The organism is Mesorhizobium sp. WSM4832, assembly GCF_055811115.1.
This window is the reverse complement of the sequence record NZ_JBVVQH010000020.1, coordinates 43,945-57,127: the sequence shown is the minus strand read 5'-3', so window position 1 is coordinate 57,127 and position 13,183 is coordinate 43,945. Positions and strand designations below refer to the sequence as shown.

The window sequence follows — 13,183 nt, the reverse complement described above, 5'->3', positions numbered from 1 at the left end:
GCCGACCCGATGGAGTCAACGTTCGATCACTCCGTAAACGACCCGCCAGCTGACCAAATTCTGAGGGTTCGGTCTCATGACGCTAGCGACGGGCTAGCTGAAGCCGGGGGGTACGCAAACAACGCTGGCTGCGTAACCGGCTCTGGCTGAGGCGCTACATCGACCAAAGCTATCCGCGTTTGCAGGAAAACCAAATTCCTTGGTCCCATTGTCATCAAAGCGTTACACGAAGATTCCTAAGATACCTAGACATCTGTACATCACCCATGGCCTCTCAGGCTGTTGCGTGGAGCAAGACCTGTGTTCTTCATCTCTAGAGCTTTGCGCAGCGCACTTACCTTATGGGCAATTCTCACCATCGTGTTTTTTGCGACACGGATGACGGGAGATCCAACAGGCTTCCTTATGCCGCCAGAGATGCCCGAAGCACAAAGAATTGAGCTTAGGGCAAAGCTCGGACTGAATGATGACATCGCAACACAATATGTAAGGTATGGCGAAGCGCTCCTTCAGGGAGATTTTGGGCAAAGTTTCTTCTCCAAAAGACCAGTTGTCGAACTTTTTATGGAGCGGGTCCCGAACACTCTTCTTTTAACCGTTCCAGCGTTTGTGTTGTCTGTCGCCATCGGTTTGTGCGGCGGCCTATGGGCTGCGCTCCGTCACAATGGTCTCTTCGATCGTTCGCTCACGACTGCAACAGTTGTGATGCAGGCTATCCCAAATTTCGTGGTCGGCATCGCCACCATCTTAATCTTCAGCCTTTCCCTCAGGCTTCTGCCGAGTGGCGGCATGGGCACGTGGAAACATTTTATCCTGCCCGTGATCACGCTCGCTCTTGCGACGTGCGCGAACATAGCACACCTCGTCCGAACCTGCATGCTTGAGGTCTTAGCGCAGGATTACATGCGCTATGCCCGCAGCAAAGGATTGAGCCCAGCTGTCGTCGTGCTGAAGCACGGGCTAAGGAACGCAATACTCCCCGTCCTGACTATTCTGGGTTTGCAATTCGGCGGCCTAGTTGCGGGCGCGGTCGTGACGGAGTCGGTCTTTGCCTGGCCTGGCGCAGGGCGTCTCGTGATCGATGCTGTCATGAAACGCGACTTCGCCCTGCTTCAATTCGGAGTCCTGGTTTTCTCGGCAGCGATCATCTTCGCCAATCTTCTTGTCGATGTTGCCTATGGCCTGCTGGATCCCAGGATACGTGAGAGGTGATCATGAGCATTGATATCCGCGCGCCGGGACCAATCGTTGGCGAAGCCGAAGACAAGCTTGTTCCGGCTCCACCCCGGCGTGGCCGCCCGCCGGCAGCGACGATCATTTCGCTCTCCATTCTATTTCTCATGATCTTGTTGGCTTTAGCTGCTCCCGCAATCACTCCACACGACATCTCCGAGCAAAGCCTATTGAATCGGCTCCAGCCGCCTGTTTTCGCAGGCGGCACAGACGACTATCCGTTAGGAACTGATCATCTGGGGCGCGATGTTTTTTCTCGCCTCCTGTTCGCAACGCGCACCACGCTATTCATCGCTTTTGCCGGTGTCTTTGTCGGCGTCGTCGCGGGCACGCTGGGCGGATTGATTTCCGGAACGTTAGGAGGATGGGCCGACCAATGCCTGTCGGCTGTGGTTGACGCGCAGGCCGCTGTGCCAACCACCTTGGTGGCTCTGACAGCAGTCGCATTAGCCGGTACGCATCCACTCGTTTTGGTGCTGATCATCGGCTTTTCGGACTACTATAAGTATGCCCGCATCGTCCGCGGGCAGGTCGTGGCCCTTCAAGGACGCAGTTTCATCGAAGCGGCTCGATGTTCAGGTGCGTCGCCTTGGCGTATCGCGATGCGTCACGTTCTTCCCAACACGTTCTCGCCCGTTGTCGTTCTGGCCAGCTTGAGCTTTGCCGAGATCGTCGTACTGGAGTCTTCACTTTCTTTCCTCGGCGTCGGTGTTCAGCCGCCAAATGTTTCCCTCGGATCGCTACTCGGCGAGGCCAGAAACTACCTGATATCCACACCTTGGCTCGCGATATGTCCGTGTGTCGTGATCGTTGTGATCACCGTCGCGGCAGCCATGATCGGTGATTGGCTGCGTGCCTCCCTCGATCCCCGGAGCCGCACGTAAGAGCCGCAGCTCCAATCCCATTTCCTGCAGGAAAGACTAGCCACCATCACCTTAATCTTGGAGACCCCATATGCGAAAACTACTCTTGGCCGTCGCCATGCTGCTGCCGACCTTCGCTGTCGCGCAGGAGGATACCAGGCCGCCACTCACCGTTGGCGTCAACACGGTTCGCGCCAACTTCGATCCTGGGCTAGCTCTCGGGAACGTGGACATACCCATCACCTACAACATGTTTGATACGCTGGTCGCGAGGGACTTTTCCAAAAGCAAGGACCGGACATCCTATGAACTCGTGCCCGGCTTGGCAGAGAGCTGGAAACAGATCGATGACCGCACCATGGAGTTTTCACTCCGGCCCGATGTTCATTTCCACAACGGTCAGCCTCTCACCAGTGCTGATGTCAAATTCACGTTCGACCGCATCCTGGATCCGGCTTCCGATTATGTCGAAGCAAGGAATCTTCTCAAGATTATCGAGCGAATCGACGCCGTTGATGACCTAACTGTGAGGATCACGACGAAGGCACCGAGCCCGATCCTGCTTCAGCTGTTGGCCTATCACACCAGCGAAATCGTGCCGAAGGCATATTTCGAGTCGGTCGGAGAAAGCGGTTTTGGGCAAAAGCCAGTGGGCACAGGTCCATTCGATTTCGTCAAGCTCCAGCCTGATGAAAGCATGGAGCTCAAAGCAAATGACTCCTACTTCCGTGGACGCCCCACGATCTCCAGATTGACGTTCAGGTCCATACCAGAGGTGTCGGCAAGAATAACTGCACTTGCAAATGGTGAAGTCGACATTATCAACAGCATTCCCCCGGATCAATTAAAAGCCGTGGAAAGTCTTGGCTGCTGCGAGGTTCGCAGTGTCTTGATGAACCACCACTTCATTCAATACAACACCTATAATCCGGTGATGGCCGATATGAAGCTCCGACAGGCCCTCAATCTGGCGATCGATCGCCAGTTGCTCGTCGATGCCCTATGGGATGGCAAGGCCACCCTTCCGCATTCGGCGCAATACGAGGCATGGGGACCCGAGCTTTATGACCCCAATCGCCCGACTCCGCCGTTCGACCCGGATCGAGCTCGTCAGCTGCTTAAGGAATCATCGTACAAAGGGCAGCCGATCTTTTACGTGACGCACCCAGTGTACTACACCAATGGCGTTGCTGTTGCGGAAGCCGTCGTGCAGATGTGGAAGGCGATTGGCGTAAATGCCAGTGTCCGCGTCGATGAAGGATGGACCCAACTCGCCAAGGACAATCCGGTACTTACCGCACGAAACAGCTCTGACTGGGTCGTGCCAACGGATCCTGCAGTCACCCTCTACATGACTTGGTCGAAGGATCTTTGGAAAGACGAGACGCGCTTCGACGAACTGGCCGAAGAGGGCGAGACGACACTCGACAGGGGACGTCGTCACGACATCTACCAGAAGATGATCGACCTCTTTGAGGAGGAAGCTCCGGGCACGTATTTGTACCGCGCACCGGAATTCTACGGGGTCCGATCAGGTATTCAGTGGCTCCCTAACACTGAATACACATTGGATTTTCGCCCCGACAGCATTCACTTCACGAAGTGAAAAGCTAGACATCCCAGCAACCAGGTAAGTCTTGGATGAAACAGAGTGAGCTTCTCCGCGTCGAAAAACTACGCACCTATTTTTACTCCCAAGGTCGCACTGTCAGAGCAGTCGAAGATGTGTCGTTCTCGGTTCAGCAAGGGAGTACTGTGTGCCTTGTCGGAGAATCCGGATCGGGCAAATCGGCAACTGCCTTTTCTATCCTGAACCTTGTCCCAAAGTCGATGGGGCGCGTAGTTGCGGGGAAGGTCCTCTATCGAGGGGAGGACCTTCTCCGGGTTTCTCAACGACGTCAACGCACGATCTTGGGCAACGAAATCGCCATGATATTTCAAGAACCCGCGGCGGCGCTTAATCCCGTCTACACCATAGGCGAGCAGATCGCGGAGGTTCTTCGAACCCACAAACAGTGCAGTGCTCGTGAGGCGCGCCGGCAAGCAAAGGCAATGCTTGATCGCGTCGGTATTCCCGACGCTCAACGCCGCCTGGACGATTACCCGCACCAGCTGTCCGGTGGCATGCGACAAAGAGCGATGATCGCGATCGCACTCTCGTGTCGCCCTAAGTTACTCATCGCCGATGAACCGACCACAGCGCTCGACGCGACAGTTCAATCGCAAATTCTCGGCCTCCTTCACGAGTTGCAGGCGGACACCGGCATGGCACTGCTGTTCATCACGCATGACCTCAGCGTCGTCGCCGAGATCGCTGACCGGGTTCTGGTGATGTACGCCGGCCGAATTGTCGAAGAAGGCGATGTCATGCAGATATTCGACGATCCGTGGATGCCCTACACTCGCGGTCTACTAAAAGCGCGGCCGGGCCTCCACTCCGGAGACGGATCTTCCCGGCGGCTTTCTGCCGTGCCCGGCGATCCTCCGGACCTCGCAAACCTGTCAAGTGGCTGCTCCTTTCGCCCCCGATGCTGCCATGCAGCCGCTGATTGCGCCTACCGCCCACCGGACCTCGAAACAGTCCGCGGGCACAGCGTGCGTTGCATGCATTGGCGTCAAATCGTGGAGGCCGCTGGGGAGCCGGAGGCTGTCCTATGAATGCTCATATTAGCGAGATTGAAACGCCCGAAACCGGTGCAGTCCCGATCACCTATGGTGGCAAGCCTTTGCTTGAAGTTGACAGCCTTCGCGTCCATCTGCCACTCCGCAACATCTCACCGTTCAGGCTGAAACAATCCATAAAAGCCGTCGACGGAATATCGTTTTCCATTGCTCGTGGCGAAATCGTGGGCGTGGTCGGCGAATCCGGCTCAGGCAAGACGACATTGGGTCGGAGCTTGCTGCGTCTTGTCACGCCGAGTTCCGGTCGGATCCGATTTAAAGGGACCGATCTGACAGATCTGTCGTCCAAAGAGATGTATTCTTTTCGGCGGCAAATGCAGATGGTGTTTCAGGACCCGTATAGCAGCCTCAACCCGCGCATGACTGTGGCGGAAATTGTTGGTGACCCGCTGTCAATCCACAATGCTCATCTGACAACGCAGGCGCGGCTCAGTCGGATCGCCGAACTCTTATCTCAAGTCGGAATATCCCCGGCACACGGCTCGCGTCACCCTCACGCTTTTAGTGGGGGCCAACGCCAAAGGATTGCCATCGCCAGGGCCCTGGCCACCGAGCCGGATTTCGTCGTCGCCGATGAGCCCGTATCGGCGCTTGATGTTTCAGTCCAGGCTCAGATCGTCAATCTACTTCTCGATCTGAAGGAAAGGCATGCTCTTACGATCCTGTTCATCTCGCATGACCTGCGAGTGGTTAGCCATATAGCAGACAGGGTAATCGTAATGTATCTCGGAAAGGTCGTTGAAATCGCACCGGCCAAAATATTTCGAGATGCGCCCGCTCATCCTTATACCGAAGCCCTAGTTTCAGCGCTTCCCGTTCCCCATCCAAGTCTTCGCCGAGCGCTGGTAGTTCTGCAAGGCGAAGTTCCGAACGCTGTTACACCTCCATCAGGCTGCGTCTTTAGAACAAGATGCTCAATTGCCAGCGCAGAATGTGCTAAGGTCACGCCAGATCTTCGGGAAGTCAGCGCAGGCCATTGGGCAGCATGTATAAAACGTTAATCTCTCTTTGAGTGGGCGAGAATGCAATGACGCATCGAAAACTTCTTCTCATAATGGTCGATGGCGTGAGCGCCGACTATTTCCAAGAACACGCCAACCGTCTGCCAAATTTATCCTCACTGGCAACCGATGGATATCTCGTCCGCCGCATGCGCTCTGCGGTACCAGGGACCTCCATGCCGGGTCGGGCTTCCATACTCACAGGTGTCGGAGCCGAGATTCATGGTATCTTTGGCAATCGCATCCTGAGTGACGGCGCATTTGTTGCAGCTGAAGCTGAACACCTCCTCGTTCCGACGATTGCGACTCTTGCCTCGCGTGCCGGCCTCGACGTGGCTTGCATCGGGCACGCCCTCATCAAGCCGGAAGATACGTCCATCTATATTCCACCTTACTGGCTGCGTGGCCCGGGCTTCATCAAGATCCCCAGCGATGGGAGTATGCCGTCACTGCTCAAGATAAAGGATCCACGCGGCCGACTGGAGACCATCCCGCTGCCCTCTTATGTACCTGAATTCAGCGGGCCGGACGGCCTATCCAGCATTACGAGGACGCTCATCGGTGACCAGCTTACGATCGCCGCGGCCGCCAGCCTGCTCGAGTCAGAAGAGGCACCTGATCTTCTCATTACGGAGATCAATGCCACGGACGCCTTCCAGCATGACTTCGGCTATGGGAGCGACGAAGCTCATTTCGCGATCGCTTTCGCGGATTCTCTCGTTGGTCGTTGTTTGGATAGTCTGCGGCGGGCAGGTCGGCGTGATGATTACACGATTGCGATCGTCAGCGATCATGGCCACCGTAACATCAAAACATCAATCTTGCCCGACCTGATCATTCCTGGAAAGGTGTGGCAGTCCGAAGGTGCGACGCTGCACGTATTGGTTGAAAGCGATATGGACCGCCAAGAGGTAACCAAGAAATTGGTCCAGTATGGCGCAGAGGTCTGGAATGGCGATCATCTGCCAATTGAACTCCGCAACAGAATTGCCACTTTCACGGCGCCGCCAGAATGTGATTTCGAAGAGACCCCGGCAAACCATCCGGCAGACCAACCGGTCGGCTGCCCGAAATACAAATCTACCCACGGTTTTCGACCTGGCTCTACTGCGGATGATCGTATCTGCATTATTTCCGGACCGGCTGTTCCAAATGTGGTTGCGGAAGGGGCTGAAGCGACGCGCTTAACTCCGACGCTTTCATGTGTCCTTGGACTGCCCAGCGATACATTTTCCGATTGCCCGCTTTTCCGATAATACACAATGAGCAGCTATATCGCTCCAGGAGACGATATTGATTCGAATCGACAAAGAAAATGGTGATCAATGAAGCGTTGGGAACTGGTTCGCTCCGCTCTACTTAATGATATCGATGCGGGCGTCTTCCAGGATGGCCGCCTGCCTGGCGATTTTGTCTTGGCAGACCGATTTGGCGTCAATCGGCATACCGTGCGCAATGCCATCAAGGCTTTGGAATCCGAAGGCACCTTGCGCGTCCAGCATGGTGTCGGAACCTTTGTTGCTGATGATTTCGTTTCACACAAACTGAACAGCGATCCCAGGTTCACTTATAAGCTCCTTGGTCAGAACAAGTCCGTGAAGCGGGAGATACTGTCGATCAACGAAACTTCTGTCGAACCTGATATTGCAAGTCATTTGAACCTCGCTCCCTCAGCACTGGTTACCGAGGTCAGGTCGACCTCGTTCATCAATGATTGGCCTTTGGCGACCGGAACGAGCTACTATCCGGCAGCGCGCGTTCCTGGCCTCGCCACCGCATTCCAGGGAATGAACTCTCCCACTGCCGCCTTGAAGCGCTGCGGCATCGCGGAATATAAGCGGAAATGGACACGGATCACGGCCCGAAGACCGAGCCCGCAAGAAGCTCAGATACTGCGAATATCTTCGTCCAGTCCGGTACTTTTTGAGACCAATGTCGACGTAACCCCGGATGGGTTACCGATCAAATATGCTTTCAGCGTCATACGAAGCGACCGGTACGAATATCTTATTGAAACGAACGAATAAGCACGAAGAGTCGCGTGAACACGGTAGCTTATTCGCTTATTCGCCGAGACCACCTCTCATGGCGGATCAGGCCGCCCTCTGCCAGTCGGATCGCAGTAATATTTTGATAGGCTCGTGCCCTGTCATTAAATCGTTGCAAAAAGGAACTAAGCCTATCCAAGATACCTAGACATCTAGGCATTCAGCGCGAAAACCCTGATGAGCCCGGTCCTGAGCCGGGCCTGTAAACGAAGCGGCGAACACCGGTGCGGATTGAAGTTGAAAAGCGGCAACGATGGATGGCGGTTCTCGCGCGAGCCCGGTGCGATGAACTTGAGCGGGCCTGGGACAACCTGGCCATCCAGCCGCAATTTGATTGGCTTCGCCGACCGGAAACCGGCCTCGTGCTTGTGCGCGCACGCGCCGGGGGTACGGGGGCCCTATTCAACCTTGGTGAAGTCACGATGACCCGATGTGCCGTTAGCTTGGCCGATGGCATGACGGGCTTCGCCTTCGTCCTCGGGCGCGACCAACGTCATGCAGAACTGGCGGCAGTTTTCGATGCGATGTTGCAAGGAACAGATGACGGTGCGAGCGGTGTACTTCGGTTCGTTACCGAATTTGGAATCGCGCAATCCGCCCGCCGTGAGATTAAAAGCCGCAAAGCGGCTTCGACCAAGGTCCGCTTTTTCGCAATGGCTCGAGGCATGAGTCCGGAATGATCAGCGTTTTGGATACTGCCGGGCTTGAGCCCGGATTCGCAAATCCTGTCTTCGACAGCCAGGACACATTCCGCCGCGTGTTAGATGCGTATGCATATGTCGGCAGGCCGCAAACGCTGGTGTCTGCCACCGCGGCAGTCGGTCCCCTTGATCCGGCGACCGCCGCCGTCTGCCTCACGCTTGCGGATTTCGAAACACCGGTCTGGCTCGATTCCCGGTCGAATCTACCTTCGGTTCGCAAGTACCTTGGGTTTCACTGCGGGGTGCCGTTTGTGGACAGCGTTGAAAGGTCGACATTTGCCATTGTGGCCAATCCGATGACGATGCCGCGCTTGGCTGAGTTCAATCCCGGAACAGAATTGGAGCCTCAGGCCTCGACGACGATTGTTGTCCAAGTGCCATCTTTAAACGGCGGTCCCCCCGTTCGGTGGCGTGGACCGGGCATCCAGCGCGAAGTTTCGGTGGACGTTGATGGGCTTGCATCTTGGTTTTGGGAGGACTGGGAGCTCAATCATGAGCTTTATCCGAGTGGAGTCGATGTTCTCTTTACCTCCGGAAATGCAATTATCGCTCTTCCTCGCAGCATATCCGGAGAGATCTAGATGGCTTATGTTGCCGTAAAAGGTGGGGAGGAGGCTATCCTCAACTCACATGGTTTGGTTGCGGAGGATCGGCGGGGAGACCCAGCAGTTCCCGAACTTACGGTTCGCCAGATTGCCGAGCAGTTCGGTCTCGCTGTCGACCGAGTGATGTGTGAGGGCTCTGTCTACGATAGAGAGCTTGCGGCATTGGCATTGAAACAAGCCCAAGGCGACGCCGTTGAGGCGATCTTCCTTCTCCGGGCGTTTCGCACGACTCTACCGCGCTTGGCAGTGTCAAACGCGCTCGACACAGCCCGGATGGCCATTCAGCGACGTGTCTCAGCAACCTTCAAGGACATTCCCGGAGGGCAGATACTCGGTTCGACCTATGAGTACACACATAGACTGCTTGATTTTGATCACCTCGATATTGTTGACGGCGACAAGCCGAAAGCGAAGGTCGCGGATGATCCGCTGGATCCAACTTTTCCGCGTGCCTTCGACAGCATTTCCGACGAAGACCTGATTGAAGCCGAGTTGCCGGAACCCGACCAGTCACCGGTTTTCGATCTTACCCGAGATCCTCTTGACATACCCGCCGGTCGCGATCAGCGCTTGCAAAATCTCGCCCGTGGCGATGAGGGATTTGTCGTGGGTTTGGCCTATTCAGCGCTGCGTGGCTATGGCGCTGCCCATCCCTACGTAGGGGAAACAAGGGTTGGGGACGTCACAATAGAAATCCTACCCGAGGAATTGGGCTTTTCTGTTTCTATTGGCGACATCATCGTCACGGAATGCCAGATGCTGGATTTCTTCGGGGGCTCGGAAGATGAGCCTGCGCGCTTCACCCGCGGATATGGCCTCTCATTTGGAAAGAGTGAGCGCAAGGCGATGGCAATGGCAATCGTTGACCGATCGTTGCGTTGTCGCGAATACGGCGAGGAAGCAAAATACCCTGTTCAGGATGAAGAGTTCGTTCTGTCCCATACCGACAATCTCGAGGCGGCCGGTTTCGTCTCGCATCTCACTTTGCCTCACTATGTCGATTTCCAGGGCGACCTGCAATTCATAAGACAGTTGCGGGAGGAGCATAACCGCCGCCGCCGCTCGAGCAAGGAGGCCGCGGAATGACGGCACATCATGGCAACGCAGCCGGCCGCAGCTTCCGTCAACCCTACAATTTTGCGTATCTGGACGAACAGTCCAAAAGGATGATCCGACGATGCATTTTGAAGTCCATGGCCGTTCCAGGCCTTCAGGTTCCGTTTGGCAGCCGCGAAATGCCGCTGGCCTACGGATGGGGGACCGGCGGCATTCAAGTGACAGCCAGTGTCATTGGACCAAACGACACGTTGAAGGTGATTGACCAGGGCGCGGACGACGCAACCAATGCTGTCTCCATCCGGCGATTTTTCAGGCGTGTGGCCGGCATCGCTACGACCGAAATAACCGAAGCTGCCACAATCATTCAGACGCGTCATCGGGTGCCCGAAACGCCTCTCAAGGAGGGGCAAATTATCGTCTACCAAGTGCCGTCGCCCGAACCGTTGCGCCGGCTGGAACCGAGGGACTCCGAAACCCGTAAGATGCATGCTTATGCAGAATACGGTCTGATGAGTGTCGAGCTTTACGAAGATATCGCGCGCTTTGGCCATATTGCGACGACCAACAGCTATCCAGTTATGACAAACGGGCGATATTTGATGTCGCCTTCACCTATTCCCAAATTTGACAACCCGAAGATAGCAAACAATCCAGCCATTCAGCTTTTCGGCGCGGGCCGTGAAAAGCGGATTTACGCCGTTCCCCCCTACACACAGGTGCAGAGTCTCGATTTCGAAGACCATCCGTTTCGTGTGCAGCGATGGAGGCAATGCTGCTCCCTTTGTGGGGCGACTGACAGTTATCTCGATGAGATCGTGATGAATGACAAGGGACGGCGGATGTTCGTTTGCTCAGACACCGATTATTGCACTACTCGCCGGGACCATGGTCACCTTGGACCGGATCGTGCAGATCCCGCCGACATCGAATTGCTCTTACCCTCGAAAACCTCAACGGGATCGGAATCACGATGAGAGCAGCAGCTCAGTTCCAGCCCACTCGCCGCCAGCCGCTGCTTTCCGTCCGGCAGCTCACAAAAATGTATGGAAAGACGGTAGGCTGCCGGGACCTCTCGTTCGATCTCTTCCCCGGGGAAATCATCGCGATCGTCGGGGAATCCGGATCCGGAAAGTCGACGTTGCTCAGCTGCCTATCAGGTCGTTTGATGCCTGATCAGGGTTCCGTGATTTACGATCTAAATCATAAAGGACCGACGGACATTTTGACCTTATCGGAGCCGGAACGCCGGAAGCTGATGCGGACGGACTGGGGACTCGTCCACCAAAACCCGCGAGATGGCATTAGAATGGAAGTCAGCGCCGGTGGCAATATAGGGGAGCGGCCGATGGCGATCGGTGCGCGGCACTATGGCCGCATACGACAGGAAGCTCAGGATTGGCTTGCCCAGGTTGAGATTGACCTTCTGCGCACAGATCATCGACCGAAAACGTTTTCCGGTGGCATGCAGCAACGTCTGCAAATTGCCAGAATTCTCGTTACCAAGCCGCGCCTCGTCTTTATGGACGAACCGACTGGCGGCCTCGATGTATCGGTTCAAGCCCGGCTGCTCGACCTGCTGCGGTGCCTGGTCATGAATATCGGAGTGGCAGTCGTGATAGTCACCCATGACCTGTCTGTTGCACGACTATTGGCGGACCGCATCATCGTGATGTGGCGAGGAAACATGGTGGAGACCGGCCTCGCCGACCAGGTTCTGGACGATCCGCATCATCCCTACACACAGCTTCTCGTTTCCTCGGTGCTCTGAATGATCATAAGAAATGATACTTCACCGCACGGTGCGGCGGCAAAGCTCTCCACGAACGACCTGACGTTGACCGGCGCGCGACTTGTTTTGGCGGATGAAGTTTATGATGGAACAGTCCACATTATCGATGGCTACATCGACGACATCGCCGCCGGCAGAAGCACAGTGCCTGGCGCGATCGACCTCGAAGGCGGGTATCTGACGCCAGGCCTCATCGATCTCCATACCGACAATTCGGAGAGGCATGCACTGCCGCGGGCCGGCGTGGTGTGGAATCATCTTTCGGCGATCATGGCACACGATGCGCTGGTCATAGCAGCCGGCATCACAACAGTTTTCGATTCCCTCTGCATAGGATCAACGACCCGGGATCATACCAGACAAGCTGATCGAGCACGCATCCTACCTGTACTTATTGACGGGATACGTGAAGCCAGGGACCATGGACTGCTTCGAGCGGATCATTTTCTGCATCTGCGTTGCGAGGTGACTGACGAAGAGGTGATGTCCGGGTTCACGCCTTTGGTCGGCGATCCGCTTGTGAAACTCGTATCGGTAATGGACCATGCCCCTGGTCACCGCCAATCGCCGCAACTCGAACGCTTCCGTGAAATGCAGATCAGTCAGCATGGCTGGTTGGCAGAGGACGCCGACCGTCGAATCAAAGCATGGATCGATGCCTCACGAACGATCGGACCTCAAAACCGAAGCCGAATTATTGCCCTTGCGCGCGCTCGGCAACTGCCGCTCGCCAGCCACGATGATGAAACACCTGAACACGTTCGAGAAGCGAATGACGCTGGAGTTTTGATCTCTGAATTCCCGACAACCCGGGCTGCTGCGGAGATGGCGCGCTCTCTTGGCATTTGTATCTTAATGGGCGCACCGAATGTCGTTCGCGGCAGCTCGCACTCTGGAAACATAAGCGCCCGTGAGCTGGCGACAACCGGTCACCTCGACATCCTTGCCTCGGATTACGTTCCGGCGAGCCTGTTGCATGGAGCTTTTCAACTGACAAAGGATCCGATCGGCATGAGCCTTGCGAAGGCCATTTCCACCGTTAGTTCGGTCCCTGCCTCGGTGACCGGCCTTTGCGACAGAGGGATGATTGGAATCGGCGCCCGTGCCGATCTCTGCCACATCGTTGAAATCTCCAACATTCCCGTTGTTCGTGGAGTGTGGAGGCAAGGCCGCCAAGTATTTTGACAGAAAGCGGACCGCAA

At 55.8% G+C, this 13,183-nt stretch carries 13 protein-coding genes; all 13 read left to right on the top strand.

The features are described 5' to 3' along the window. Nucleotides 1-300: 300 nt before the first annotated feature. The 13 genes from AC0L2L_RS25075 (at nucleotide 301) to phnM (ending at nucleotide 13,166) form a co-directional block, all read left to right on the top strand. Nucleotides 301-1,212 carry an ABC transporter permease gene (locus AC0L2L_RS25075; RefSeq protein ID WP_473582068.1) on the top strand — a complete coding sequence of 304 codons (912 nt, stop codon included), beginning with the start codon at nucleotides 301-303 and terminating at the stop codon, nucleotides 1,210-1,212. Nucleotides 1,213-1,214: 2 nt separating this feature from the next. Continuing rightward, nucleotides 1,215-2,117, top strand: a complete 903-nt coding sequence (locus AC0L2L_RS25070) for an ABC transporter permease (protein ID WP_473582067.1) — start codon at nucleotides 1,215-1,217, stop codon at nucleotides 2,115-2,117. A gap of 70 nt (nucleotides 2,118-2,187) precedes the next feature. Continuing rightward, nucleotides 2,188-3,702, top strand: a complete 1,515-nt coding sequence (locus AC0L2L_RS25065; protein ID WP_473582065.1) for an ABC transporter substrate-binding protein — start codon at nucleotides 2,188-2,190, stop codon at nucleotides 3,700-3,702. A gap of 35 nt (nucleotides 3,703-3,737) precedes the next feature. Beyond that, nucleotides 3,738-4,754 (top strand): ABC transporter ATP-binding protein, encoded by a 1,017-nt coding sequence (locus AC0L2L_RS25060; protein WP_473582063.1) that lies wholly within the window; start codon nucleotides 3,738-3,740, stop codon nucleotides 4,752-4,754. Continuing rightward, a complete protein-coding gene (locus AC0L2L_RS25055) occupies nucleotides 4,751-5,779 on the top strand; it encodes an ABC transporter ATP-binding protein (protein ID WP_473582061.1) in 1,029 nt (342 codons plus the stop codon). The genes AC0L2L_RS25060 and AC0L2L_RS25055 overlap by 4 nt, the downstream gene beginning before the upstream one ends. A 26-nt stretch (nucleotides 5,780-5,805) precedes the next feature. Then, nucleotides 5,806-7,035 (top strand): alkaline phosphatase family protein, encoded by a 1,230-nt coding sequence (locus AC0L2L_RS25050; RefSeq protein ID WP_473582059.1) that lies wholly within the window; start codon nucleotides 5,806-5,808, stop codon nucleotides 7,033-7,035. Nucleotides 7,036-7,104: 69 nt separating this feature from the next. Continuing rightward, nucleotides 7,105-7,806 carry a phosphonate metabolism transcriptional regulator PhnF gene (gene phnF, locus AC0L2L_RS25045; RefSeq protein ID WP_473582057.1) on the top strand — a complete coding sequence of 234 codons (702 nt, stop codon included), beginning with the start codon at nucleotides 7,105-7,107 and terminating at the stop codon, nucleotides 7,804-7,806. A 245-nt stretch (nucleotides 7,807-8,051) separates the two neighbouring features. Then, nucleotides 8,052-8,507 carry a phosphonate C-P lyase system protein PhnG gene (phnG, locus tag AC0L2L_RS25040; protein ID WP_473582054.1) on the top strand — a complete coding sequence of 152 codons (456 nt, stop codon included), beginning with the start codon at nucleotides 8,052-8,054 and terminating at the stop codon, nucleotides 8,505-8,507. Then, nucleotides 8,504-9,109 carry a phosphonate C-P lyase system protein PhnH gene (gene phnH, locus AC0L2L_RS25035; protein WP_473582052.1) on the top strand — a complete coding sequence of 202 codons (606 nt, stop codon included), beginning with the start codon at nucleotides 8,504-8,506 and terminating at the stop codon, nucleotides 9,107-9,109. Before phnG ends, phnH begins: the two co-directional genes overlap by 4 nt. Next, nucleotides 9,110-10,219 (top strand): carbon-phosphorus lyase complex subunit, encoded by a 1,110-nt coding sequence (locus AC0L2L_RS25030; protein WP_473582050.1) that lies wholly within the window; start codon nucleotides 9,110-9,112, stop codon nucleotides 10,217-10,219. Next, nucleotides 10,216-11,166, top strand: coding sequence for an alpha-D-ribose 1-methylphosphonate 5-phosphate C-P-lyase PhnJ (locus AC0L2L_RS25025; RefSeq protein WP_473582049.1), 951 nt, complete (start codon nucleotides 10,216-10,218; stop codon nucleotides 11,164-11,166). The genes AC0L2L_RS25030 and AC0L2L_RS25025 overlap by 4 nt, the downstream gene beginning before the upstream one ends. Continuing rightward, complete coding sequence (gene phnK, locus AC0L2L_RS25020) at nucleotides 11,163-11,960, top strand: phosphonate C-P lyase system protein PhnK (RefSeq protein ID WP_473582047.1); 798 nt, start codon at nucleotides 11,163-11,165, stop codon at nucleotides 11,958-11,960. Before AC0L2L_RS25025 ends, phnK begins: the two co-directional genes overlap by 4 nt. Continuing rightward, nucleotides 11,961-13,166 (top strand): phosphonate metabolism protein PhnM, encoded by a 1,206-nt coding sequence (phnM, locus tag AC0L2L_RS25015; RefSeq protein WP_473582045.1) that lies wholly within the window; start codon nucleotides 11,961-11,963, stop codon nucleotides 13,164-13,166. It abuts the gene before it with no gap. Nucleotides 13,167-13,183: the final 17 nt, after the last annotated feature.

What these genes read in the sequence shown, in the direction of transcription:
- phnM (WP_473582045.1), top strand. Translation starts at nt 11,961, where the DNA reads ATGATCATAAGAAATGATACTTCACCGCACGGTGCGGCGGCAAAGCTC.
- AC0L2L_RS25060 (WP_473582063.1), top strand. Translation starts at nt 3,738, where the DNA reads ATGAAACAGAGTGAGCTTCTCCGCGTCGAAAAACTACGCACCTATTTT.
- AC0L2L_RS25030 (WP_473582050.1), top strand. Translation starts at nt 9,110, where the DNA reads ATGGCTTATGTTGCCGTAAAAGGTGGGGAGGAGGCTATCCTCAACTCA.
- AC0L2L_RS25025 (WP_473582049.1), top strand. Translation starts at nt 10,216, where the DNA reads ATGACGGCACATCATGGCAACGCAGCCGGCCGCAGCTTCCGTCAACCC.
- phnF (WP_473582057.1), top strand. Translation starts at nt 7,105, where the DNA reads ATGAAGCGTTGGGAACTGGTTCGCTCCGCTCTACTTAATGATATCGAT.
- AC0L2L_RS25055 (WP_473582061.1), top strand. Translation starts at nt 4,751, where the DNA reads ATGAATGCTCATATTAGCGAGATTGAAACGCCCGAAACCGGTGCAGTC.
- AC0L2L_RS25070 (WP_473582067.1), top strand. Translation starts at nt 1,215, where the DNA reads ATGAGCATTGATATCCGCGCGCCGGGACCAATCGTTGGCGAAGCCGAA.
- phnH (WP_473582052.1), top strand. Translation starts at nt 8,504, where the DNA reads ATGATCAGCGTTTTGGATACTGCCGGGCTTGAGCCCGGATTCGCAAAT.
- AC0L2L_RS25065 (WP_473582065.1), top strand. Translation starts at nt 2,188, where the DNA reads ATGCGAAAACTACTCTTGGCCGTCGCCATGCTGCTGCCGACCTTCGCT.
- AC0L2L_RS25050 (WP_473582059.1), top strand. Translation starts at nt 5,806, where the DNA reads ATGACGCATCGAAAACTTCTTCTCATAATGGTCGATGGCGTGAGCGCC.
- phnK (WP_473582047.1), top strand. Translation starts at nt 11,163, where the DNA reads ATGAGAGCAGCAGCTCAGTTCCAGCCCACTCGCCGCCAGCCGCTGCTT.